The following is a 23,028-nucleotide window of genomic DNA, read 5'->3' as shown; positions in this document are numbered from 1 at the left end:
GAAATTCTTACGTTCAGCGCGGCCATAGTGACACTGTGGACAGGATCCTCCTCAGCACCGTCGTTCACCGTCCGCCCGAGGACGTCTTCCCCTACGTCGTCGCTTTCACCGAGTATCCGCGGTATACGGAACACCTCGAGTCCGTTCGCAAGCGCCGCGAGGGCGATGCGGGCGGCGTCGGCGCGATCTACGACCTTCGGCTCGCCTGGTGGAAACTCGGCTACACCGCCCGCTCGGAGGTTGTCGCCGTCGACAATCCCCACTCCCTCGAGTGGGAGCTTCGCAAGGATATCGACGCTCGCGGAACGTGGCGGGTCGAGTCGGAGCCCGAAGCCGCTCCCGACGGCGTCGAAACGGCCAGTCGGATCTACTTCGAGGCGGTGTACGACCCCCACTCGGCGGACAGCAACGCGATTTCGCTTCCCCGGTTCGTCTCGCTCGATTGGGTGATCGACAAGGTTCAGCCGCGACTACTCGAGGAAGCTCGGACGGTCGTCCAACGACTCGTCACCGATATCGAGGGCAAGCCACGTGAGGTCGAACTCGCGGTTCACGAGACGCCGTGAGGTGCCCCAGACAGTCGGTTTCGCCCCCTTACAAGACGTTCGAGAGTACCTCGGCACAGCCGATCGAAACGACACCGAGACCGACCTGACTCAGGGCTCGATACCGCCACTTTTTCGCCCGCCTCGCGACGTTGTCGCCAGCGATGATTGATGACTCGTCGCTCGTTCGGAGCACCGGATCGCGTTCGCCTTCCATTAGTTTCCCCGAAACTGCGATCTCGTCGCCTTCCGAGATGCAGAGGGCCTGATACTCATCGGGCGTCGTCGTCCTGCTCCCGACGCTGAGCGAAACGCCGACGCCACTCAAAAGGCTGTCCTCCCCGATGAGTCGTATGTGCTCGAGAAATTTCGTGATCCTATCGGGTTCACCGAGCCGAACTTCGATCTGTGGGTCACCGAGGTGGTACGAGCTCGCGCCGAACGGATCGACGACGTCGTTCGGGTCAGTTGCCAACTCGTCGTCGGGGACGCGAACGTATCGACCATCCTCTCGAATCTCGAAGTTGCCAGCTTCGAGGGCGCCCTCGACGGTCTTCCACCGCGACGTGCTGTGCTTGCCGCCGCCGACCCTCTTGCGAACTCGCCAGGCGACGAGAGCCGGTCGAGTGATCTCGTGGGCGGCTTCGGCGGGTGGCTCGTGTTCGACGGTCACCGGTTCCGTGATTGAAACCGGCCCCTTCACGGTCGTCGTCTCATTGGGCCGTTGTTCTGCCGTCCCCGAGAGAACTGCCGACACTCTTCGAGCGCGCCGATACGATTGGATCCCCTCGTAGAACGCCGCGAGGGCGAACAGAAACAACAGTATCGGGATGTACGAGAGCATGCGCTTCCGTTGTATCATACATATAAATACCATGTCGTTTTCGATGGATACGCGCCACCGGGAGTCGGTGATCCGCGTTGACCGGTGACTCTTCCACGTCGCAACCCCGAGCGATGGAAACGGACTTACACCTCCGTCGAATAGCTCTTCGTATGTTGCAGGTGGCGCTCACGTGCGCGTAATTATCGTCGGTGCAGGTGAGGTCGGCTCGAACATCGCGGCGGGGCTCGCCGCCGACCACGACGTCGTCGTCATCGATACTGACTCCGAGCGCGTTGAATCGATCACGTACTCGCTGGACGTTCTCGCCATCGAAGGCGACGGAACCACGCGGCGAACGCTCGAGGAGGCGGGTATCGAGGACGCGGATATGGTGATCGCGAGCACCGACGGCGACGAGACGAACATCGTCGTCTGCGGTGCGGCAAAAACGGTTGACGACGCGTTCACGATCGCCCGAGTAAAGAACACGACGCTGTTGCGGACCTGGGAACAGGCCGAGGGCGCGTTCGGCGTCGATTTCATGGTCTGTACGAACCTCCACACCGCGGAGACGATCGTCAAGATCGCTGGGCTCCCGGGCGCACACGATGTCGATACGTTCGCCGGCGGACTCGTCCAGATGGCGGAGTTCGAGGTCGATCCCGAGAGCCCGATCGCCGGCGAGACCGTCTCGGAAGCCGATCGATTCGAGTCACTCACGTTCGCCGCGCTCTTTCGCGACGACGAAGTCGTTATTCCGCAGGGAGAGACGATAATCGAACCGGACGACGCCATCGTCGTCATCGGCTCTTCGGAAAGCGTTCGGGGCTTCGCCAGTTCGCTGACCCCCGCACCGACCCTCGAGGACGCCAACGAGATCGTCATCGTCGGCGGGAGCGAAATCGGTTACCAGACGGCTCGGCTGTTCGAGGCGGAGGGGCTCTCCCCCCGACTGATCGAGGAGGACCACGAACGCGCTCGGGAACTCGCCGAATGGCTTCCGGAGACGCTCGTGCTAGAAAGTGATGCAACCGATATCGACTTTCTCGTCCGCGAACACATCGACGAGTCGGATATCGTCGTCGCGGCCTTAGACAGCGACGAGAAGAACCTGCTCGTCTCGTTGCTCGCGAAACGCATCGGCGTCGAACGAACCGTCGGCGTCGTCGAGTACGGCGAGTACGTCGACCTCTTCGAGACGGTCGGCATCGACGTCGCCGTCAATCCTCGACTCGTCACGTCCGAGGAGATTACCCGCTTTACTCGCGAACAGCGCACGGAAAACGTCGCGATGCTCGAGTCCGATCGAGCGGAAGTGCTCGAGTTCGAGATCGATCACGACAGTTTGTTGTTCGGCAACCGGATCCGTGATGCAATCTCCAAACTTCCCGACGGCGTCGTCATCGGTGCGATCACTCGAGACGGCGAACTGATAACCCCGCGGGGAGAGACGACCGTGGAGTTGGGCGACCATGTCGTTGTCTTCGTCGATACGGAAGTCTTGAGCGAAGTCGCGGCGGAACTGTAACCGCGCTCCGTTGCCACCGTTCCTTGCTATCGTCCGTTATAGCGTGTAGTCGTGGGATCCATCTTCGCTCTCGAGGAACGCCGTCAGCAGATCGATCGTCGCGGCGATATCCTCGAGGTGTGCGGTCTCCGTGACGGTGTGGAGATATCGGGTCGGAATCGAAATCGCGCCGACCGGTTTCGCTCCGGCGCTGAACTGGAAGCCGGCGGTGTCGGTGCCGCCCGCGGGGAGGATCTCGTGTTGATATTCGATTTCTTGATCCTCGGCCACGCTCCGTAACCGGCGGTGGACTTTCGGGTTGGTGATCACGCTTGAATCCTTGAGTTTGATCGCGGTTCCCTCGCCAAGTTCGGTCACGTGCTCGCCCTCGGAAAACCCGGGAACGTCGTTGGCGACGGTCACGTCGAGAGCGATCGCCAGGTCCGGATCGACATCGACGCCGAGCGCGCGGGCCCCTCGGAGACCAACCTCCTCCTGGACGGTCGCACAGAAGTGGATCGTCGCTTCCGGATCCTCGATCCGACGCGCCGCCTCGAGCATGGCGAACAGACAGACGCGGTCGTCGAGGGCCTTTCCAGTCACCGTCTCGCCGACGCGTTTGGTCGTCTGCTCCATCGTGACGAGGTCGCCGACTGAAACGCGCTCCTCGAGTTCCTCGGCTCGGAGCCCGGTGTCGACGGCGATGTCGTCGACTTCGGGCGTCTTCTCTCGTTTTTCCTCGTCGAGAGTGTGGGGCGGCGGCGAGCCAATGATTCCCGGAATATCGCCGTCCTCGGCGTGGATCGTGACCCGCTGGGCTTTGAGCACGCGGGCGTCCCACCCCCCGAGCGCGTCGAGTTCGAGGAACCCGAAGTCGCCTTCGCTGCCGCGAACGTGGCTGACCATAAACCCGATCTCGTCCATGTGAGCGGCGACGGCGACCGAGTGCTCACTCCCACCCTCGAGCGTCCCGACGACGTTTCCCATCGGATCTGTCCGAACCTGATCGACGCTCTCCTCGAGCGCGTCGATGACGTGTGCTCGCACTCTGTCTTCGTACCCCGGCACCGCACTCGTTTCCGTGAGGTCCACTAACTCCTGAATGTCTATCGATTCGCCGTTCATATGGGCAATTGCGTGATTATAGTTGATAAACTCGAGGAACCGTCTCGGCACGATCCGTCAACGGTGTTATTCGTTCGCTATCGGTCGGGTAACCGCGAGATATTAACCCGTCGCTACGGTATGGTGTGCCATGAGCGAGGTACGCGTTGCGGGTGTCGGACTCACGCCGTTCGGGAACGTCCCCGAACGGACGAGCCGGGACCTCTTCGGGCAAGCGAGCATTGATGCGTTCGAGCACAGTGGTGTTCCACGGTCGGACGTCGACGGTGTTCTCTACGGAAACTTCATGGGTGAACTCTCGGAACATCAGGGCCATCAGGGGCCGTTGATGGCCGAAGCGGCGGGGGTTCGGGCTCCGGCGACGCGGTACGAGTCCGCCTGCGCCTCGAGCGGCGTCGCGGTAGCCGACGCCGTCAAGCGGATCCGAAACGGGGAAGACGACGTGCTCCTCGTCGGAGGTGCAGAGCGGATGACGAACCTCGGAACCGCGGGCGCGACCGAGGCGCTCGCCATCGCCGCCGACGACCTCTGGGAGGTTCGAGCGGGGACCACCTTCCCCGGAGCCTACGCGTTGATGGCTCAGGCGTACTTCGAAACGTACGGCGGAGAACACGAAGATCTCGCTCACATCGCCGTCAAGAACCACGACAACGCCCTCGAGAACGAGAAGGCTCAGTACCAGCGGGCGATCGACCTCGAGGACGTGCTCGAGGCTCCCCAAGTTTCCTCGCCGTTAGGGCTATACGACTCCTGTCCGATCTCCGACGGAGCGGCGGCGCTCGTGCTCACCAGCGAGTCATACGCCGAGGAACACGACCTCGACGCCCCGGTCGCGATCACCGGCACCGGACAGGGCGGCGACCGCATGGCTCTCCACGATCGCGAGTACCTCGCGCGCTCGCCCGCGGCACGCAAAGCGGGCGAGGAGGCGTACGCCGACGCCGGTATCGACGCGACCGACGCCGATTTCGCGGAGGTCCACGACTGCTTTACGATCGCGGAAGTCCTGGCCATCGAAGCGCTCGACATAGAGCCCGTCGGCGAGGGACTCACCGCGGCTCGAGACGGCCGAACGACGGCCGACGGCGAGACGCCGGTCAACCTCTCGGGCGGACTGAAGGCGAAAGGCCACCCCGTCGGTGCAACGGGTGCCTCACAGATCGCTGAGGTCACGTCCTTGCTCGAGGGCGCACACGTCAACAGCGACGCCGTCGCGGACGCGACGACTGCCCTCGCACACAACGCGGGGGGAACCGTGGCTTCTGCGACGGTTCACGTGTTGGAGGTGGTCGAATGAGCGAGTCTCTACGAGCGAGTTCGATGACGGCAGACCGTTCGTCTGGAGGTAGTCGAATGAGGGAGCCTTGCGAGCGAATTCGATTACGCCAGAGTGAAACTCTGGAGGTGGTCGAATGAGCGAAGCAAGAGACGCCGGTTTCGACGACTGGCTCGACGCCGCCGAAGAGGATCAGGCGTACTACCTCGAGTGCTCGGAGGGACACGGCTCGCTTCCGCCGCGTCGGGTGTGTCCGGAGTGTGGGTCGACCGAACTCGAGCAACCCCCCCTTCCCGGTACCGGGACGATCGAGACGTTCACGGTGACCCATGTTCCGACGCCGTCGTTCGAGGAGGACGCGCCGTACGCGACCGCGATCGCGAACTTCGGCCCGGTTCGGCTCACCGGGCAGGTCGACGGAATCAACCTCGAGAAGGTCGAAAACGGCCTCGAGGTCGACATCGCGGTCGCCGTTTCGGAAACGACTGGGGATCGAGTGCTGACGTTCGAACCGGTGTAAGATCGGTCGAGTCGGTGTAATCGCTCCGTTCTCCTCCGTCTCTCTCTTAGCGCGATCTGTGCTCCAGTGTTCGAAGCGACTCGATCCGATCCTCCGTCGCCGGATGCGTGTCGAACAACCAGCGCTCGAGTCGGTGGAGTTGCGTCCGAAGCTGCCAGTACGAGGGTTCAGTATCGCCCTCGGGGCCGAGCATGACCTTCTCGAGCGTTTTCGGCTCGAGGGGAAGGATCGACAACGAGGAGGCGCCGGACACCTCTCTGAGATCTCGGTTTGGCGTGTCGGCGATACGCGTGTCCAGTTCGGAGAGCGCGCTGGCGAGGACGGCCGGCGACCCGGTCACTTCCGCGGCGGCCTGGTCGGCCGCTCGCTCTCTGGCCCTCGAGAGGCGGGCCGTGATCGTTCGGCCGACGATCCAGACGACGTTCGAGAGCAATCCCAGCGGGATGACGACGATCCCGGCTATCCCCGGATTCTCCACGCGAGCGATTCTGGACCGGAGCCCGTCGGCGAGAACGACGGGAAGCGAGACGGCGGTCATGACCATCGCGTCGCGGTTTTTGACGTGTGCAAGTTCGTGTGCGATCACCGCCTCCAACTCGTCGTCGGAGAGCGCGTTGATCGTTCCGAGCGAGAGGATCAGATGAACGTTTCCGGGCCGAAACCCGACCGCCAGCGCTTCTGGGGTGTCTTTCTCCGAGACGGCAATCGTCGGTACCGGGATATCCAGTTGTGCCGCGACTCGTGTCGTCGTTCGGTACAGTTCCGGTGCGGTCTCTCGCGCTACCGGGTGGGCGTCGGCGAAGCGTTCGATCGTATCGAGGTGTCTGTACTCGAGGTACCCGATCACCAGCACGGTTACCGTCGTCATCGCGAACGCCATTTGGGTCGCGAACTCGATCGCAAGAAACTGCAGTGAGAAGTAAAACACGACCCAGACGCCGACGAGAAGCCCGATCGTGACAGCTCCCAGCCCGACGATGGCACCGATCATCCGGAGTCGGAGTCCCATTTGTCCGGAACGCATGGCTCCCCAATTCGAGCCGCTGGTCAAAAATGGGGGTGATGCGAACCGATCTCGTCGCGCCCGGTCGGGCTACCGATGTGGATTCCCGAGGCGCTCACTCCTCGAGGTACTCGCCGGCCAGGAGCTCGACGCGATCGCGCGTCTCCTCGGGAATCGACTCGGCGGGCGTGTTGATCGTTCCCTCGAGGGCGGACCACGCGCGACTCTCGAAATCCTCGGGCATGGTTCGGATGGCGTGCTCGACGACCTCGTTGATCGACTCCTGGTTGGCCTCGGCGTTCGCGAGGACCTCCTCGAGCGTGACTTCGCTATCTGTTTTCCAGACGTCGTAGTCGGTGACGCCGGCGACCGTCGCGTAGCTCAGCTCCGCTTCGCGGGCGAGTTTCGCCTCGGGAATCGCCGTCATGCCGATGATGTCCCAGCCCTGCTCGCGGTAGAATTCGCTTTCTGCTTTCGTCGAGTACTGCGGGCCCTCGATACAGACGTAGGTGCCGTTTTCGGCGGTTTCCGCGTCCGTCGCCTCCCGTGCGGATTCGGCGAGGTGAGCGACCATCTCGGGGCAGTACGGCTGTGCGAATCCCATGTGGACGACCATCCCGTCGCCGAAGAACGTCGGAGTTCGGTGTTTCGTCCGGTCGAAAATCTGGTCCGGGACGACCAGCGTTTGGGGCGGGAGGTCCTCGCGAAGACTCCCGACCGCGTTCGTCGCGATGACGCGGTCGACGCCGACGGATTTGAGCGCGTAGATGTTCGCCCGGTACTCCGCATCCGTCGGCGTGTGTTGGTGGTCGGTTCCGTGTCGCGGAAGGAACGCGACCTCCTTCCCGCCGAGTTCGCCCAGGGTGATGTCGTCGCTCGGTTCGCCGTAGGGCGTCGAGACTGATTCCGTTCGGGTGTTCTCGAGTGGCAGTGCTTCGTAGATTCCGCTGCCGCCGATAACGCCGATCGTCATGACACAGAGTGGGGAGGCAACTGACAAAACGATACGGGTTGGGTGTCCGTCGATTTATGACCTCACTGATATCGACGACCCTCGGACCGATATCGACGGGCCTCTGAGCAAATTGCCTTCGCAGTGTGATCGTCCGCGTTTTGGCGGTGAGACCCAATCCTGCTGTGTGACTGTGTGGAATGTTGCCAATGGCTACGAGCACTCATATAGATGGCATGCTATTTCGAATCGTAATGCCCTCTGAGCACACCTCGAGCGAGAGCGATCTCACGGACGGATCGCTCGTCCGGCCCATGTTCCTATTGGCGTGGCCACTCGTGGTTATTCAGCTCCTGCAGGTCGCCTACAACGTCGGCGATACGTTCTGGCTGGGAGCGCTCTCGCCCGACGCCGTCGGCGCGTTGAGCCTCGCCTTTCCGCTGATTTTCTTTCTAATTTCGATCGGCGGGGGCTTTACCGCCGCGGGGGCGATTCTGATCGCCCAGCACACCGGAGCGGACAGCGGCAAGGGCGGGTTGATCGCTGGCCAGACCGTCTCGTTCATCACGCTCGTCGCGATCGGGATCGGCATAATCGGCTTTTTCGCCACGGACTCGATGCTCGCGATGTTACCCGCCAACGCGGAAACGGAAGCCGCGATCATCCCGCTCGCTTCGGAGTACATGCGGGTGTTCTTCCTCGGGATGCCGTTCCTGTTTGGCTTTTTCATCTTCGTTTCGCTGATGCGCGGCTACGGCAACACCCGCGCGCCGATGGTCGTGATGTTCGTCAGCGTCATCTTCAACCTCGTCATCGATCCCATGTTGATCTTCGGCATCGGTCCGTTTCCGCGCCTCGAGATACAGGGCGCGGCGGTCGCGACCGTGCTCTCGAGAGGGCTGGCCACGGCGATCGGGTTCTACGTCCTGTTCTATACGGATGTCGGCCCGAAGATCGAGGCGGAGCACCTGATCCCGCGGCCGAAGTACGTCTCCAAGATCACGAGGTTGGGCGTCCCGACGGCGCTCGAGCAGTCGATGAGTTCGCTCGCGATGATCGCGATGACGGCGATGGTCGCGACGTTTCCGCCGGCAGTCGTAGCAGCCTACGGACTGGGGAACCGCCTCATCTCGCTGGCGTTTCTCCCGGCGCTGGGGATGAGTCAGGCGACGGATACCATCGTCGGCCAGAACCTTGGTGCCGACAAGCCCGAGCGCGCGGAGCGGGCGACCTGGCTCGCGACGGGGGTGATCGCCGCGGTGATGGCAGTTGCCGGAGCGATCGCGTTCCTGTTCCCCGAGCCGATCGTCTCGGTGTTCCTCACCGCGGAGGTCGACGGACGGGCGGAGACCCTCGCCTACGGGACGACCTACCTGCAGATCGCCGCGTTGATGTTCGTCTTCATGGGCGTCATGCAGGTCTTCCTGGGTGCGTTCCGCGGCGCGGGCAATACGAAAACCGCGCTGGTCTTTTCGGTGGTGGCGCTCTGGTTCGGCCGCGTGCTCGTCACGGTCTACCTGCTGTTCGTCGCCGACTGGGGAACGACCGGCATCTGGGTGGGCGTCCTCGTCGGTGACGTCATCGGCGCAATCGCCGCCGGCGCGTGGTTCACTCGAGGCACGTGGAAGAACGCGATCGTCGACGACGGGGATGGCGAGGATACAACGACCGATGAAGACGACGACCGGGACGACCCGCCGCGGGAAGGACCTGAACCCGTTCCGACACCCGCAACTGAAAAATGAGCGGGAGGCACGCAGGACGCCGAACGGCCCCTCGTCGTTACAATCGCTCTTCTCTCGCCGCTTCGTAGCTCTCTCGAGCCCGCTCGAGGAGCCGCCGCCCGATCTCGGTTCGGATCCGCGGCGTCGCGGTCGCGAAGAACTCGTCGAGCGCCTCGTACTCCGCGAACTGCTCGTCGGGAGTAGAACCGCCCCCAGTATCGTATCGCTCCTCGCGTTCGTAGCGGACCGCCTGAAAACACATGTCCACGAGGTCCATGTCCTTGACGAACCGGGCCGTCGGCGACGCTCGAGTCTCGTACTCGTCCCAGATCGCCCGGAGGTCGCCGCCCTCGTCGAACGGCTCGAGCAGATCGGTTATCGCGGCCTCCTCGAGTCGTTCTTTCTCTCCGGGATCGACGGTGTCAGCGGTCGAGTCAGCTCGCGTCGCGAAATCACCCGTCTCGGCTTCGGCGAGGTCGTGGACGACGGCCATTCGGAGCGCGAGATCCGGATCGACGCCCGCGGGTGCGTCGTCGTGGTCCGCGTAGAGTAGACAAAAAAGCGCGACACCCCACGTGTGGCCGGCGACGGATTCGGGGTCCTCGACGCCGCGAAGCTGCCACCCCGTCCGTCCTTCGTCTTTTAGCAAAAACGCGCGAAGAATCGTCTCGAGCTGGGCGTCGATTTCGGTCTCGGTATTCGACTCGTTCTCGGTATTCGAGTCGTCTTCGGGGTCTGTCATGGTAGTGCTTGATGAAACGAAGCGTATCGGAAAGGAAACGGGAGCGTATCGGAAAGACGGCTACTACTCGAGCAGTTTCCAGTGGCCCGGCGCGGTCATCTCGAGGAGGTCGCGTCGTTCCATCTCGGTCAGGACCTCGCTCAGCCGGTTCGGCTGGGCGATTTCCATCTCGATCCGTTCGACTTCGTGGAAGTGGTTGAGATAGTGGCGAACGTCGTCTTTCGTGTAGGATTCCTGATCCGCCTTCTCCATTGCGCTCGTGATCAGGTCGACCATGTCCTCGATAAAGTTCCACGGGTAGACGACCCAGGTCCACTCCTCGAGTTGCTCGCCGACGTAGTCGGGTTCGAACTCGCTGGTGCCGAGCAGTTGGAGCGTTGCGGTCCGAACCGAGCCCGCGTCGCGGTCCGTGACGTACTCCTCAGCTCGTTTGATCGATCCGCCGGTGTCGGCGATATCGTCGATGATGAGAACATCCTTGCCCTCGACGCTTCCCTCGGGCATCGGATACCGGACCGTCGGCTCGCCGGTCTTCTGGGCGGCCCCGACGTAGTGTTCCATCTTCAGACTCGTCAGATCGTCCATTCCCAGGAAATCGCAGACACATCGCCCCGCGAACCAGCCGCCTCGAGCGAGCGCGACGATCACGTCCGGCTCGAACTCGTCGTGACGAACCTCGTCGCTGACGTCCCGACACAGGCTGTAGATGTAGTCCCAGTTCGTGACTGTACACTTGAAGTCGTCCGGCAAGTCGGACATTCTCTTGACTCCTCCTGCCCGATGAGAGGAAGTGCGACCCCTTAAGTGAGGTGAAACTGGCGACGAACGGCCGTGCGTGTTCAGCATTCAAATTTGGCCGATTATCGTTGATTGAAGGTTTTCTCTCCGCCAAACAATTATGTTCCTATGGATCTAACTGTTGGTTATTGCGGAGTGTGTGAACTGAACCCATGCCAACAACGCGAGACTACGAGTACCTCCTCGAGTGCGAGAACGTGATCGGCGTCGACTACGACGAGCGAGCGGACAGCGTGACGGTGTACGTTTCACAGAAGGTTCCGCCCGACGAACTCGATCCCGAAGACGAGGTGGAGACTCGCATCAAAGATATCGACGGCGTCGACATCGACGTTGAGGTCGTCGATTGTGGGTACGGCGAGGAAAGAACCGGCTTCGACGCGCTGTCGGTCCTCGAGCCGAAACCCGATGCCGCAGAGGACAGACAGGACCGCCACCGACCGGTGCCCGCGGGCGTCAGCGAGATCAATGCCGAATCCTCCGCGGCGACGGCGGGTCCGTATCCCGCCCGGGTCGAGGACACGTCGGCGGCGACCTGGAGCGACGACGCCGAGGACGGCGACCTCGTGCGGCTTTCGAACAACCACGTCTACGCCCGCTCGAACGCCGCGGAACTCGGTGAACCGATCGTTCAGCCCTCGCCGCAGGACGGCGGCGAACTGGACGAGGACGAAATCGGCGAACTACTGGGCTACGTGCCGATCGACGACGGCGTGCTCGTCGACGTCGCCGCGCGGTCGGTACATCGCGACGACGAGTCGACGACCGCGTTCGAACTCGAGGAGTCGTGGCCGACGGCCATCCGACGCGGGGACTACGACGACCTCGAAGGTGCGACGCTGACCAAGAGCGGGCGGACGACGGGCGTCACGAGTGCCGAACTCGAGTCGACGAACGCGAGCGTCCGGGTGAACTTCGGCGGCGAACACGGGCCCGTCCTGTTCAGGGATCAGCTCATCACAGGCTACATGTCTGAGGGTGGAGACAGCGGCTCAGCGGTCTTTTCCGACGACGGCGAACTCGTCGGCTTGCTCTTTGGCGGTTCGTCACAGCAGACGATCTTGAACAAGATCAACAACGTCGAGGCCGAACTCGGCGTCGAGTTGCTCACCGACGAGCCAGAATCGGACGGTGAAAGTGACGGCAACGGCGACCTCGTGGACGAGGAGATCCCGATATACACGACATCCTTCGACCGAACCCTCGAGTTCGAGTTCGTCGACGGCGACCTCGAGCCCATCGCGATTACGCTCGACGAACTCCCTCGTTCGGGTGAGTCCGTCCCCGTCACGGTTACCGTCCTCGCGACCGACGCCGGAGAGTACTGGCTCGAGGTCAACGACGACCGCCAGACGTTCTCGATAGAGGACCTCGAGGGGGCGACGAACGAAGCGGTTGAGGGGGAGGTGACGGCGACGGTGTCGGTTCCCGCCGACGAGGGTGAAGGGCTGGATATCCAGTTGCAGGGCGGTCGCGTTCGCCGTTCGTAGAGCGGTCGCGTTCGCCGTTCGTAGAGCGGTCGCGTTCGCCGTTCGTAGAGCGGTCGCGTCCGTCGTTCGTAGGGCGGGAAGACCGCGTGTTGAACAGGAGGTCGCGCCCGCTCTACCGTCTACGGCATCAGTACCTGGTCGACTCGGCTCTTTCCAGTAGGTAGGTGCAAACAGAGCCCCAACTGCTCCAGTAAATTCTCTCCAATATAAACTCGACAAAATAGATATGTATGAGCTGATTAGCTACTGGTGTCTATGCCCTCCAGACGAACGTTCCTTGTTGGCGCGACAGGGGTCTCCCTCACAGTTGCTGGCTGTCTCGACCGTCTTCCGTCTTCGCAAGGTCTCCGTGGGTTGACGACACAGGAGCCTATTTTTGTTGATGAAGAAGATCGGTGGGACGATTCACAGTTCGAAGCAGCCGTATTTTCAACACCTGATGAGGCAAGAAATGCGCTGAACACCGACATCGAACCATACGAACATAAAATAGAAGAGTACCTGGATTTCGATTCGGACAGCGAATTTCTCGCAGTATGCGCGTCAACGGTGGAGTTTACCCCACAGGGGAATCTCAAGGGTTGGTGCCCGCGACGCGAGGTCGATGGAGACCGGTTCGTCTTCCGTTTTCCATTCGAAGAGTGGCCGGACGAACTCAGTGACCCCTACGAAAACAGAGTCATCATGAACGTGTGGCGTCGGAGAATGACTAGTCCTCCGACACGCGCGACAGTTGAGTTACAGTTCCTCGAGGATGATGGGGACGTTCGTGCGTGTTCTGATTGAAGGCGAACCTGATGCCAATTCGTTTTCGTCGACATCTATTCTCGTCTCGAGACGACATTATTCCTGCCCGAAAATAGTAGTTATATGACAATAAAGGGCGTTAGATCAAATGGAAGCCACACACTCCGCGCACGGGGGCGTTCGTATTTGAAATGCCCCGGGTGGTAGTGACACCCGAGACGTGGCTTCCAATCACGAAGGATCGGTTGCCATGATTGGATTACTTCTCCGCGGGCTTAAACATCCCGTCCGACAGATGAATCGAAGTCGAGTACAGCTAGCCGCCGCTCATGGACTCGGAGGTGGGTGCGAACGATGACCGCGCCAACAGACGATCTGGTCGTGGACATCGTCCGAACCCTCGAGAAGCAGGGCGTCCCTCGCGATTCCTACCAGCTCGGCAGTGAGTTCGATCCCGAGGCACTTGCCCGGCTGATCGAATCTGCCGGAAATTCGGTTGAGGTCCGTCTTGAGGTTCAGGGCGTGTCGCTCGTCGTGACGAATCTAGGCGCTCGAGTCACCGGCGAGGAACTGTCAGCCCATCCCGAGTGTCCCCAATGTGGACTCCCTGTCACCGCGGTCGTCCAGCTCGTCCCGACCCACCACAACGCCTACCCCTGCGGGTGTCGGGTCAGGGGCGATTTGCTCGAGTAGTGGGGGCGCTCGGGTAGGACTCGAGACGCGGACCACCATCGATACCAGTAGATTGTAGTATGGTTTCTGTATGCAGTTCTGAGAATAAAAATCGCGATCAGTACAGGACAAGGACTTACCGCTAGCACCCGCGAGCGAACGGAGTGAGCGAGCGGGCCAAGGAACCCTCGAATCCGCGCCAACGGCGCGAATGAGGGGGTGACGTGGTTCGAAAGACGCTTAGTAGTTCACAGAAGAAAGGGGTATTTGGAGCGACGTGTTCGGAGGAGAGAAGACAGCTCCCGGCAGATCATCAGCTCAGTTCACCCAGAAGTTTGCTGGATCACTATAGCGTCTTTCGTCATCAACGAGGCGGCAAAGCCGTCTCGAACGACCGTGCTTTTCATCGAAGCTAAGCGGAATCGAAGATTCCGCGAGGTTGTCGGCGCTCTGCGCCGACTGCAAGCGATTCCGAAGGAATCGCCCAGTCCAAAAGAGCGCTCGCGCTCTTTTGAAGATTTTGCCGAGGGCGCGACGGAGTCGCGCCCGCAGAGCAAAAGTTCGGTTCGCAGCTATACTTAACCCACTCAAACAGCACGCAAACACCACCACACCAGATTTATAATCTAGTAATATAACCTAGTTATCGATGGCGACGACCCAGATTCAGGCCGCCCGCAACGGCACGATAACACCCGCGATGAGACGCATCGCCGAGCGAGAGAACCGCGAGCCCGAGTTCGTTCGAGAGCAGGTCGCCAAGGGACAGGCCGTGATCCCGGCGAACGTCAACCACGAGTCGCTCGACCCGATGATCATCGGTCGGGAGTTCTCGACGAAGGTCAACGCAAATATCGGCAACAGCGAGACCACGAGCGACTTAGAGGAAGAACTCGAGAAGCTCCACGCGGCGGTCCACCACGGGGCGGATACGGTAATGGACCTCGGGACCGGCTCCGACCTCGACCGGATCCGCGAGGCGAACGTCGAGCACTCGCCGGTGCCGATCGGGACGGTGCCGCTGTATGAGGCCGTCAAACGCGCCGGCAGTCCCGAGGAACTGACCCCGGAGATCCTGCTCGAGGTGATCGAAAAGCAGGCCGAACAGGGCGTCGACTACATGACGATCCACGCCGGCATCCTCGCCGAGCACCTGCCGCTGACCGAGGGGCGAAAAACGGGGATCGTCTCTCGTGGCGGCTCGATCATGGCCAAGTGGATGGAAGACCGCGGTGAGCAGAACCCCCTGTTTCAGGTCTACGACGAAATTTGTGAGATTTTCCTCGAGCACGACGTCATCTTCAGCCTCGGCGATAGCCTCCGGCCGGGATGTATCGCGGACGCTTGCGACGAGGCCCAGTACGCCGAACTCGACACGCTGGGCGAACTGACGCGATGCGCCTGGGATCACGGCGTGCAGGTGATGGTCGAAGGACCGGGTCACGTTCCGATGAACAAGATCGCGGAGAACGTCGAGCGCCAGCAGGAGGTCTGCGACGGCGCGCCGTTTTACGTCCTCGGGCCGCTGGTGACCGACATCGCGCCCGGCTACGATCACATCACGAGCGCGATCGGGGCCGCGATGGCCGCACAGGAGGGCGCGGCGATGCTCTGTTATGTGACTCCTAAAGAACACCTCGGGCTCCCCGACGAGGAGGACGTCCGCGACGGCCTCGCGGCCTACCGGATCGCCGCCCACGCGGGCGACGTCGGGAACGACCGACCGGGCGCTCGAGATTGGGACGACGCCCTTTCCGAAGCCCGCTACGCCTTCGACTGGCGCGAACAGTTCTCGCTCGCGCTCGACCCCGAACGCGCGCAGTCTGCTCACGACCAGACGCTTCCCGAAGACAACTACAAGGAAGCTCGCTTCTGCTCGATGTGCGGCGTCGACTTCTGTTCGATGCGGATCGATCAAGATGCGCGCGAGGATGGTGAGATGAAGGACCTCGAGCGAAACACCGATCTCGAGAATTCGCCGGCCGCGGAGGTGAACCTGCCGCCGGTCGGAACCCACGACGCCGAGGCCGTAGAGCGATTCGAAGCAGATGCAGAGGGCGTGACAGCGACCGACGGCGGCGAACTCGAGTCTCGACGGACGGACTCGACCGCCGGGGATCGGGGTCGGACATCGTCGGAAGAGTAACCGGTTCCCCGGGAGTAACCGCTTCCACCGATCGTCGCGCGTGCCACCTCCCCACGCCGTCGTCACGACTATTGTCCCCTGTCACGTTGGCCCCGGCATGAACGACGAGGCGCGGACGGTCGACGTCTATCAGGTCGACGCCTTCACCGACGAACCGCTCACCGGCAACCCCGCTGGCGTGATCCCCAACACGAACGGGCTCTCCGACGACCAGATGCAGTCGATCGCTGCCGAAATGGCCGTCAGCGAGACGGCTTTTCTCACCGAAAGCGACGACGCCGACTACCGAATTCGCTACTTCACCCCGACTCAGGAGGTCGACCTCTGCGGGCACGCAACCATCGGCACATTGGGCCACCTTCACGAGAACGGCGTTCTCGAGCACGGAACGACGACCCTCGAGACGAACGTGGGCGTCTTAGAGATGGAGATCGAGGCCGACGGCACGGTCTGGATGACTCAGGACGAACCAACGATCCGGGAGGTCGACGTGGGCTACGACCGCATCGCAGACGCGCTGGGCGTCGAGCAGACAGGCCTCGAAGGGGCCAGCGCGGACCTTCCTCTGGCGGTCGCCTCGACCGGTCTTCCGTTCCTCGCGGTTCCAACCACCTACCTTTCGGATCTTAGCGGTGTGGAGCCGGATATGGCGAAAATAGAGGCGCTCACCGACGAGGTTGAGGCGACGGGCGTTTACCTGTTCACCTTCGACACGCTCGAGAGCGAATCGACCCTCCACGGGCGTATGTTCGCGCCGGGAGCGGGCGTTCCCGAAGATCCCGTCACGGGAACCGCGAGCGGGGCCGTCGGTGCGTACCTCGCGGAGTACGAAGCGCTCGATCCGTTCCCCGACGAGTGCGTGTTCGAACAGGGTCATTTCGTCGATCGCGCGGGAACCGTCGGCGTCCGCGTGGACGACTCCGTGCAGGTGGGGGGTGAGGCGGTGACGATCCTCGAGGGAACGCTCGCGGTTCCCCCCACAAAAGACGACGACATTCTCGAGGCCTGAGTATCGCGGAGAGTCGACGAGAAGAGTGTCGCTCGTTCGTCGGAGCGAGTCGATTCAGTTCGAATCGATTCCGTCGAAATCTATTTTGATCCGTCCGGAACGTTGCTGATTCACGCGGGACGATGCTGATTTGCCCGGCTCGTATCCGAAAGTACCGAACCGTTGTCATACGGTCTGCTGTAACGATTTACCGGTGGTGAGTCGAACCGTGTGAGACGAGCCTCGGTGGAGGAGCGAAGCGAGTCAACCGTAGGCGGTCGCGGTTGTTCCGGCAATGACTTACAGCAGTCCGTATCAGGCGAGCGGGTCCTCCGCGTCCGACGATTGATCGTCTTCGTCGGTGTCGTCCGTTTCGGATCGATCAACACTGTCTGTTGATGACTCCGTGGACGAACGGTCGTGGTCGGTCGGTGACTGATCTGGTTGGGACGGCGTCGTTGATTGCCCCGAAACTTGGTCGGCTTCCGAATCCTCGGGGGTCGAGAATTCGAATCCCGAGTCCGGCGACTCGCTCGAGGAAGACCGGGTACCCCTGTCTTCGAGCGCTCGGTTGTTGTCGGCGGGTTGGTTGTCTTCGCCCGATTGATTGTTTCCGGTCGATCGAGGTTGTGGCCGCGCGGCCGATTCCGTCTGTTCCTCGCTTGTCGATCGCTCGGTATCTCGTGTCGTTGGCTGGGTTGCCTCGGGGGTACTCGAGGCTGATTCCGAACCAGTCGTTTGTGATTGGGAACCAGTCGTCTGCGATTGCGTCCCGGTCGTCTGCGATTGAGTTCCGGTCGTCTGCGATTGAGTTCCAGTCGTCCGTGGCTGGGTATCTGTCGCCTGTGACTGGCGCTCGGACGACTGCCCCGACTGTCCCGAATCGTCGTCTCGAGGGTTCTCACTGTCGGTTCGCGCCGCCTGTTGGTCGGCCGCCGATGCCTGTTCGTCGGCCCGCGTTTGGGTTGTGGCTGTGGCCTCCGGCTCGGTAGCGGTCCGTTCGGATGACCGGTCCGATAAGGGGGTCGCCTGCTGAGTACCAACCGACTCCGTTCGCTGGTCGATTTCCGACTCGAGGACCTCGCGTTCGTCGAACGCGGCGGCGTGTTCGGAGCGCTTGAGCTCCTGGACGCTTCGACGAGTTTCCGCGACGTCCTCTTCCATCTCCGCTAACCGCTCGTCGAGCGCTTCGACGACCTCGCTCTTGAGACGACCATGGTCGAAGCGCTTGGCCGCGGCTCTGCCGGACGCTCGAGGAAGCGACCAAAAGAGCGCGTACGTTTTCCCGATCTGCCAGACGAGAAGTCCCAGGACTGCGAAGGCGAGCGTAATTACCGGATTCGCACTTTCGATCGCAGTTTGAACGTTTCCGTCGATAAGCAGCGTTTCGATCGATCCCCAAAAGCCCAGCACGAATCCGAAGGCGGCCAGACCGGTTCCGAGGAGCATCGCTCCGGCCGTGATCAGCCGGTTGAACAGCGTCCACTTGGCGGCGTTGGAGAGGTCCATACGGTGAACAGTAACTCGAGTTGTATAATCGCTGTGGGATACCAATCAGTTGACAGACCGATTGGAAGGGAATGACATGTAGCAAGCACAAGCCTCCGGACTGTGCAAATGAGAACGTCATTTTCCGCCGAATCCGGGATCACTACGTACTGCCGCCAGGCTCGCACAGCGTCAGTCAGTGGAGATACTCATTCGAACCTGAGTAGTGACTGTGACAACGCGTTCGCAACCTTCTTTATCGGTAGCGCTGTCCACGCAACTAGAGATGGCTGTACTCTGGCTGGACGAGATCAGCGCCGACGACCTCGAGACGGTCGGCGGCAAAGGTGCTTCTCTCGGTGAACTTACGGGGGCGGGCTTGCCGGTTCCACCGGGATTCGTCGTCACGGCAGGTACCTACAGATCGTTTATCGAAAACGCGGAAATCGACGAAGAGCTGTTCGAGGCCGTCGAAGTCGACGTCGACGACTCGAGTGCACTCGCGGCCGCGGCGGACCGCGCACAGGAACTCATTCTCGAAACGCCGTTCCCCGAGGAGCTCAAAGAGGAGGTCCTCGAGGCCTACCGTAAGGTCGGGACGGACGGGTCGAGCCCGTCCGATCGCGAAACGTCGTCCCGCGAAGGCGATGCGTTCGTCGCCGTTCGGTCCTCGGCGACGGCGGAGGACTTACCCGACGCCTCCTTTGCGGGTCAGCAGGATACGTACCTGAACGTCACCGGCGAGGACCTGTTGGATCGCGTTCGCGAGTGCTGGGCCTCGCTGTTTACCCAGCGAGCGATTTACTACCGACAGGAGCAGGGATTCGACCACTCGGTGGTCAACATCGCGGTCGTCGTCCAGCGGATGGTCGACGCGGAGAAATCCGGCGTGATGTTCACCAGCCACCCCTCGACGGGCGATCCGACGATGATCATCGAAGCCGCGTGGGGGCTCGGCGAAGCGGTCGTGTCCGGTGCGGTTTCACCGGACAACTACGTTATCTCCCGAACTGAGGACGACATCGACGTCACTGTCGCCGAGAAGAAGGTCATGCACGTCAAAGACGAGGAGACCGGCGAGACGGTTGAACGCGACGTTCCGGAGGAAAAACGCACCGAACGAGTGCTCTCCGAGGACGAACTCTCTCGGCTCGTCGAACTCGGCGAACACGTCGAAGACCACTACGACGCCCCACAGGATGTCGAGTGGGCAATGACCGACGGCGAGGACTTCATGCTCCAGTCGCGCCCGATCACGACTATCGACGAGGCCGACTCCGAGAGCGAGGGCGACGTATCCGACGCCGGAGCCACCGTCAACGCGGCGAAAGGCGTCACCGACGGAAGCGGCAGTGCCCAGCCCGCCGAGAGCGGGTCCGGCGCTGGGAGTTCATCGAGTGGAAGCGACGACACATCGGATGCCACCGGCGAGATCATCGTCGACGGCCTCGGATCGAGTCCAGGAACGGTAAGCGGACACGCACAGGTCGTCACCAAGCTCGACGACCTCGCGAAAGTCGGCGAGGGCGACATTATCGTCACCGAGATGACGATGCCCGACATGGTCCCCGCGATGAAACGCGCCGCGGGGATCGTCACCGACGAAGGCGGAATGACCAGTCACGCCGCGATCGTCTCCCGAGAACTCGGCGTCCCTGCCATCGTCGGGACGACGAACGCGACGACGGTGCTCGAGGACGGACAGCTCGTCACCCTCGACGGGGACAAAGGAGCCGTTCTCGAGGGCGAGACGGTCGATCCCGAGGAGGAGACCGAACCCGTCGAGGAAGTTCGTCCGCAGTCGCCGGTCAAGCCGATGACGGCGACGGAGGTCAAGGTCAACGTCTCGATCCCCGAAGCCGCGGAGCGCGCGGCCGCAACGGGTGCCGACGGCGTCGGTCTCCTGCGGACCGAGCACATGATCCTCTCGCTGAACCAGACGCCGGAGAAGTTCATCGAGGAGAACGGCACTGACGCCTATATCAAGGAGCTAATTCAGGGAATCCGAACCGTCGCCGACGAGTTCTATCCGCGACCCGTTCGCGTCCGCACGCTCGACGCGCCGAGCGACGAGTTCCGTCAACTCGAGGGCGGCGAGGACGAACCCGTCGAGCACAACCCGATGCTCGGCTACCGGGGCATCAGACGGAGCCTCGATCGAACCGAGGTTTTCGGCTACGAACTCGAGGCGTTCGCCCGGCTCTACGAGATGGGCTATGACAACGTCGAGATCATGCTCCCGCTGGTCAACGACGCCGAGGATGTCTACCGCGCGAAAGAGCAACTCAAAGCGACGGGAATCGATCCCGAGAAACGCAAGTGGGGCGTCATGATCGAAACCCCGGCTTCGGCCCTGAGCGTCGAGGAGATGGCCGAAGCGGGCATCGACTTCGCCTCGTTCGGGACGAACGACCTCACCCAGTACACGCTCGCGGTGGATCGAAACAACGAGCACGTCGCCGACCGGTTCGACGAACTCCACCCCGCGATCTTGCGATTGCTCGAGGACGTCATCGAGACCTGCCGGGAACACGACGTAGAGACGAGCATCTGCGGCCAGGCTGGCTCGAAGCCGGACATGGTCCAGTTCCTCGTCAACGAGGGCGTCAGCTCGATTTCGGCGAACATCGACGCCGTCCGGGACGTCCAACACGAAGTAAAGCGGGTCGAGCAGAAGCTCTTGCTGGATTCGGTTCGCTAACTCGACTGCACGACCATCGACACGGTCATCACGCCTTCTCCTTTTCTCGACCGGTTTACTTTCGAGTCTGAGTTCAACACCGGAGATTCGGTTTCAAGCCGAGTCAGCGGTTCTGTGCGGAAACGCAACGAATAAACCGAAGACCGTCATTAACGAGAGTATGCAGGTCGAGCCGCAGACGTTTGACCGGGTGCTTTCGTCGATGTGCACCGAGCCCCACCCGGACGCGCGTGAGGCGGCCGAACGGTTTCTCGCGACGAACCCCGGCGATCCGGGAACGTATCCTTCAGTCACGACACTCGAGGAGGAGGCAGTCTCGATGCTCGGCGAGATCGCCGGACTCTCCGATCCCGCAGGGTACGTCGCCAGCGGCGGAACCGAAGCGAACATTCAGGCGGTTCGCATCGCCCGCGACCGATTCGAGAGCCGAACCGACAGTCGAGCGCTGGACCGGACCGGGAACCCCACTCCGAACGTCGTCATGCCTGAATCGGGCCACTTCAGCTTTCAAAAAGCGGCGAACGTACTCGGCGTCGAGTTGCGGATCGTGCCGACTGATCGGGACCACCGAGCAGACCTCGAGGCCGTCCGCCACAGCGTCGACGAGGACACGGCGCTGGTGGTCGGCGTCGCGGGAACGACCGAGTACGGACGCGTCGACCCGATCCCGGAACTGGGCGAGATTGCACGATCGGTCGGTGCACTCTTTCACGTCGACGCGGCCTGGGGCGGATTCGTCCTTCCGTTTACCGACGACGAGTGGAACTTTTCTCACGCTCCGGTCGACACGATGGCCATCGACCCCCACAAGATGGGACAGGCCGCGGTCCCCGCCGGCGGGCTCCTTGCACGCGAGGAGACGCTACTCGACGAACTCGCGATCGACACGCCCTATCTCGAGTCGACTTCCCAGGCGACACTGACGGGAACCAGATCGGGAGCCGGCGTCGCGAGCGCGGTCGCCGCGATGGAGGCGCTGTGGCCCGGCGGCTACCAGCGCCAGTACGCTCGTTCACAGCGCAACGCCGACTGGCTCGCCGATGCGCTCGTTGCGCGCGGCTTCGAGGTCGTCGACCCGACGCTTCCGCTGGTCGCCGCCGACGTCCCCGTCTCGACGTTCGACTCGCTCAGGCGAGAGGGGTGGCGCATCTCTCGAACGGCGACTGGCGAGATGCGCGTCGTCTGTATGCCCCACGTCACGCGGTCGATGCTCGAGTCGTTCGTCGCGGATCTGGATCGACTCCAGTGTCGCGCGAGCGTGCCCGTCGTAAGCGACGATTGAGGTGCTGTCGCTGTAATTCGGTATTTCGGCTACTGCGCTGACGGATCGACACACGTTTTTCGGTCGACTCGAGAGGAACCACCAACGAGGAGCGATGGATCACTTCGACTGGATCGCGTTCGCGGGATTCGTGCTGTTGACAGTGAGTTCGCTCGCGCTCGAGGGGATCGTCGTTGCGGCCGCGTTCGCGGGGTTTTTGCTCTCGCTCGCCTCGTGGCGGCTCTACGACGGGCGGCCGTGGGAGGCCCTTGCCTGGCTCATTTTGGTCGGTTCCGCACTCACCATAATCTTCGAACTCGGCGGCGTCGTCTTCGTCGCCGGCTTCTTCGGCCCGATGTTCGTCGGCGTCGGCCTGCTCTTTGCCAGTCGGCTCGAGTGGCTGCCGGATATCTGGACGGTAGACGAGCGCGCAACGGAATAGCGTTCGACGGCTCGGCGGGGACTGGAAACGATTGACACACCCGCGAGCGAAAACCGGCGGGTTTTACGCCCTCGG

At 62.2% G+C, this 23,028-nt stretch carries 20 protein-coding genes; 13 read left to right on the top strand and 7 right to left on the bottom strand.

Translation table 11 applies throughout. The features are described from left to right. The first annotated feature begins 35 nt into the window (after window positions 1-35). Window positions 36-566, top strand: a complete 531-nt coding sequence (locus tag ACYQ14_RS06515; protein ID WP_459886171.1) for an SRPBCC family protein — start codon at window positions 36-38, stop codon at window positions 564-566. Window positions 567-594: 28 nt separating this feature from the next. Here the strand turns inward: ACYQ14_RS06515 and ACYQ14_RS06510 are convergent, their stop codons facing one another. Further along, on the bottom strand, window positions 595-1,407 hold the full coding sequence (locus ACYQ14_RS06510; RefSeq protein WP_459886168.1) for a hypothetical protein: 813 nt from the start codon (window positions 1,405-1,407) through the stop codon (window positions 595-597). Window positions 1,408-1,561: 154 nt separating this feature from the next. Between ACYQ14_RS06510 and trkA the strand changes: the two genes are divergently transcribed. After that, entirely contained in the window at window positions 1,562-2,899 is a 1,338-nt protein-coding gene (gene trkA, locus ACYQ14_RS06505) for a Trk system potassium transporter TrkA (RefSeq protein ID WP_459886165.1), read from the top strand. Window positions 2,900-2,935: 36 nt separating this feature from the next. Here the strand turns inward: trkA and ACYQ14_RS06500 are convergent, their stop codons facing one another. Beyond that, window positions 2,936-4,003, bottom strand: a complete 1,068-nt coding sequence (locus tag ACYQ14_RS06500) for a M42 family metallopeptidase (protein WP_459886162.1) — start codon at window positions 4,001-4,003, stop codon at window positions 2,936-2,938. Window positions 4,004-4,133: 130 nt separating this feature from the next. Here ACYQ14_RS06500 and ACYQ14_RS06495 point away from each other — a divergent pair, with 130 nt between their 5' ends. Together ACYQ14_RS06495 and ACYQ14_RS06490 are read left to right on the top strand one after the other, a co-directional pair. Then, window positions 4,134-5,300: a thiolase C-terminal domain-containing protein gene (locus ACYQ14_RS06495; RefSeq protein ID WP_459886159.1), complete on the top strand. Its 1,167-nt coding sequence runs from the start codon at window positions 4,134-4,136 to the stop codon at window positions 5,298-5,300. A 115-nt stretch (window positions 5,301-5,415) separates the two neighbouring features. After that, window positions 5,416-5,799, top strand: coding sequence for a Zn-ribbon domain-containing OB-fold protein (locus ACYQ14_RS06490; RefSeq protein ID WP_459886157.1), 384 nt, complete (start codon window positions 5,416-5,418; stop codon window positions 5,797-5,799). Window positions 5,800-5,845: 46 nt separating this feature from the next. Here the strand turns inward: ACYQ14_RS06490 and ACYQ14_RS06485 are convergent, their stop codons facing one another. Both ACYQ14_RS06485 and mtnP read right to left on the bottom strand, forming a co-directional pair. After that, a complete protein-coding gene (locus ACYQ14_RS06485; RefSeq protein ID WP_459886155.1) occupies window positions 5,846-6,823 on the bottom strand; it encodes a M48 family metalloprotease in 978 nt (325 codons plus the stop codon). A gap of 94 nt (window positions 6,824-6,917) precedes the next feature. Further along, complete coding sequence (mtnP, locus tag ACYQ14_RS06480; protein WP_459886152.1) at window positions 6,918-7,775, bottom strand: S-methyl-5'-thioadenosine phosphorylase; 858 nt, start codon at window positions 7,773-7,775, stop codon at window positions 6,918-6,920. A 233-nt stretch (window positions 7,776-8,008) separates the two neighbouring features. Here mtnP and ACYQ14_RS06475 point away from each other — a divergent pair, with 233 nt between their 5' ends. Then, on the top strand, window positions 8,009-9,499 hold the full coding sequence (locus tag ACYQ14_RS06475) for an MATE family efflux transporter (RefSeq protein WP_459886149.1): 1,491 nt from the start codon (window positions 8,009-8,011) through the stop codon (window positions 9,497-9,499). A gap of 37 nt (window positions 9,500-9,536) precedes the next feature. Here the strand turns inward: ACYQ14_RS06475 and ACYQ14_RS06470 are convergent, their stop codons facing one another. Then, entirely contained in the window at window positions 9,537-10,220 is a 684-nt protein-coding gene (locus ACYQ14_RS06470; protein WP_459886146.1) for an HD domain-containing protein, read from the bottom strand. 63 nt (window positions 10,221-10,283) lie between these two features. Continuing rightward, window positions 10,284-10,979, bottom strand: coding sequence for a phosphoribosyltransferase (locus ACYQ14_RS06465; protein ID WP_459886143.1), 696 nt, complete (start codon window positions 10,977-10,979; stop codon window positions 10,284-10,286). A gap of 191 nt (window positions 10,980-11,170) precedes the next feature. On the opposite strand from ACYQ14_RS06465, the gene ACYQ14_RS06460 reads away from it, so the two are divergent. The 5 genes from ACYQ14_RS06460 to ACYQ14_RS06440 all read left to right on the top strand — a co-directional run bounded on the left by ACYQ14_RS06460 (window position 11,171) and on the right by ACYQ14_RS06440 (window position 17,082). Then, a complete protein-coding gene (locus ACYQ14_RS06460; protein WP_459886140.1) occupies window positions 11,171-12,508 on the top strand; it encodes a S46 family peptidase in 1,338 nt (445 codons plus the stop codon). Window positions 12,509-12,862: 354 nt separating this feature from the next. Further along, a complete protein-coding gene (locus ACYQ14_RS06455) occupies window positions 12,863-13,294 on the top strand; it encodes a hypothetical protein (RefSeq protein ID WP_459886137.1) in 432 nt (143 codons plus the stop codon). Window positions 13,295-13,609: 315 nt separating this feature from the next. Next, window positions 13,610-13,948 carry a hypothetical protein gene (locus tag ACYQ14_RS06450; RefSeq protein WP_459886134.1) on the top strand — a complete coding sequence of 113 codons (339 nt, stop codon included), beginning with the start codon at window positions 13,610-13,612 and terminating at the stop codon, window positions 13,946-13,948. 628 nt (window positions 13,949-14,576) lie between these two features. Beyond that, window positions 14,577-16,073 (top strand): phosphomethylpyrimidine synthase ThiC, encoded by a 1,497-nt coding sequence (gene thiC / locus ACYQ14_RS06445; RefSeq protein ID WP_459886131.1) that lies wholly within the window; start codon window positions 14,577-14,579, stop codon window positions 16,071-16,073. A 97-nt stretch (window positions 16,074-16,170) separates the two neighbouring features. Beyond that, window positions 16,171-17,082, top strand: a complete 912-nt coding sequence (locus ACYQ14_RS06440; RefSeq protein ID WP_459886128.1) for a PhzF family phenazine biosynthesis protein — start codon at window positions 16,171-16,173, stop codon at window positions 17,080-17,082. A 294-nt stretch (window positions 17,083-17,376) separates the two neighbouring features. On the opposite strand, the gene ACYQ14_RS06435 is transcribed toward ACYQ14_RS06440, so the two are convergent. Further along, window positions 17,377-18,570, bottom strand: a complete 1,194-nt coding sequence (locus ACYQ14_RS06435; protein WP_459886125.1) for a hypothetical protein — start codon at window positions 18,568-18,570, stop codon at window positions 17,377-17,379. 265 nt (window positions 18,571-18,835) lie between these two features. On the opposite strand from ACYQ14_RS06435, the gene ppsA reads away from it, so the two are divergent. The 3 genes from ppsA (at window position 18,836) to ACYQ14_RS06420 (ending at window position 22,953) form a co-directional block, all read left to right on the top strand. After that, window positions 18,836-21,250 (top strand): phosphoenolpyruvate synthase, encoded by a 2,415-nt coding sequence (gene ppsA / locus ACYQ14_RS06430; RefSeq protein ID WP_459886122.1) that lies wholly within the window; start codon window positions 18,836-18,838, stop codon window positions 21,248-21,250. Between the two features lie 160 nt (window positions 21,251-21,410). Next, window positions 21,411-22,532 (top strand): tyrosine decarboxylase MfnA, encoded by a 1,122-nt coding sequence (mfnA, locus tag ACYQ14_RS06425; protein ID WP_459886119.1) that lies wholly within the window; start codon window positions 21,411-21,413, stop codon window positions 22,530-22,532. 94 nt (window positions 22,533-22,626) lie between these two features. Further along, the gene (locus ACYQ14_RS06420) at window positions 22,627-22,953 is read left to right on the top strand and encodes a hypothetical protein (RefSeq protein ID WP_459886117.1); all 327 of its coding nucleotides are present in this window, start codon (window positions 22,627-22,629) and stop codon (window positions 22,951-22,953) included. The last annotated feature ends 75 nt before the right edge of the window (window positions 22,954-23,028 follow it).

The organism is Halostagnicola bangensis, assembly GCF_054653435.1.
This window is presented reverse-complemented; position numbering and strand designations above follow the sequence as displayed.

Coding starts and splice junctions, on each gene's coding strand:
- ACYQ14_RS06510 (WP_459886168.1), bottom strand. CDS start 1,407: ATGATACAACGGAAGCGCATGCTCTCGTACATCCCGATACTGTTGTTT.
- ACYQ14_RS06500 (WP_459886162.1), bottom strand. CDS start 4,003: ATGAACGGCGAATCGATAGACATTCAGGAGTTAGTGGACCTCACGGAA.
- ACYQ14_RS06495 (WP_459886159.1), top strand. CDS start 4,134: ATGAGCGAGGTACGCGTTGCGGGTGTCGGACTCACGCCGTTCGGGAAC.
- ACYQ14_RS06490 (WP_459886157.1), top strand. CDS start 5,416: ATGAGCGAAGCAAGAGACGCCGGTTTCGACGACTGGCTCGACGCCGCC.
- ACYQ14_RS06485 (WP_459886155.1), bottom strand. CDS start 6,823: ATGCGTTCCGGACAAATGGGACTCCGACTCCGGATGATCGGTGCCATC.
- mtnP (WP_459886152.1), bottom strand. CDS start 7,775: ATGACGATCGGCGTTATCGGCGGCAGCGGAATCTACGAAGCACTGCCA.
- ACYQ14_RS06475 (WP_459886149.1), top strand. CDS start 8,009: ATGCCCTCTGAGCACACCTCGAGCGAGAGCGATCTCACGGACGGATCG.
- ACYQ14_RS06470 (WP_459886146.1), bottom strand. CDS start 10,220: ATGACAGACCCCGAAGACGACTCGAATACCGAGAACGAGTCGAATACC.
- ACYQ14_RS06465 (WP_459886143.1), bottom strand. CDS start 10,979: ATGTCCGACTTGCCGGACGACTTCAAGTGTACAGTCACGAACTGGGAC.
- ACYQ14_RS06460 (WP_459886140.1), top strand. CDS start 11,171: ATGCCAACAACGCGAGACTACGAGTACCTCCTCGAGTGCGAGAACGTG.
- ACYQ14_RS06450 (WP_459886134.1), top strand. CDS start 13,610: ATGACCGCGCCAACAGACGATCTGGTCGTGGACATCGTCCGAACCCTC.
- thiC (WP_459886131.1), top strand. CDS start 14,577: ATGGCGACGACCCAGATTCAGGCCGCCCGCAACGGCACGATAACACCC.
- ACYQ14_RS06440 (WP_459886128.1), top strand. CDS start 16,171: ATGAACGACGAGGCGCGGACGGTCGACGTCTATCAGGTCGACGCCTTC.
- ACYQ14_RS06435 (WP_459886125.1), bottom strand. CDS start 18,570: ATGGACCTCTCCAACGCCGCCAAGTGGACGCTGTTCAACCGGCTGATC.
- ppsA (WP_459886122.1), top strand. CDS start 18,836: ATGGCTGTACTCTGGCTGGACGAGATCAGCGCCGACGACCTCGAGACG.
- mfnA (WP_459886119.1), top strand. CDS start 21,411: ATGCAGGTCGAGCCGCAGACGTTTGACCGGGTGCTTTCGTCGATGTGC.
- ACYQ14_RS06420 (WP_459886117.1), top strand. CDS start 22,627: ATGGATCACTTCGACTGGATCGCGTTCGCGGGATTCGTGCTGTTGACA.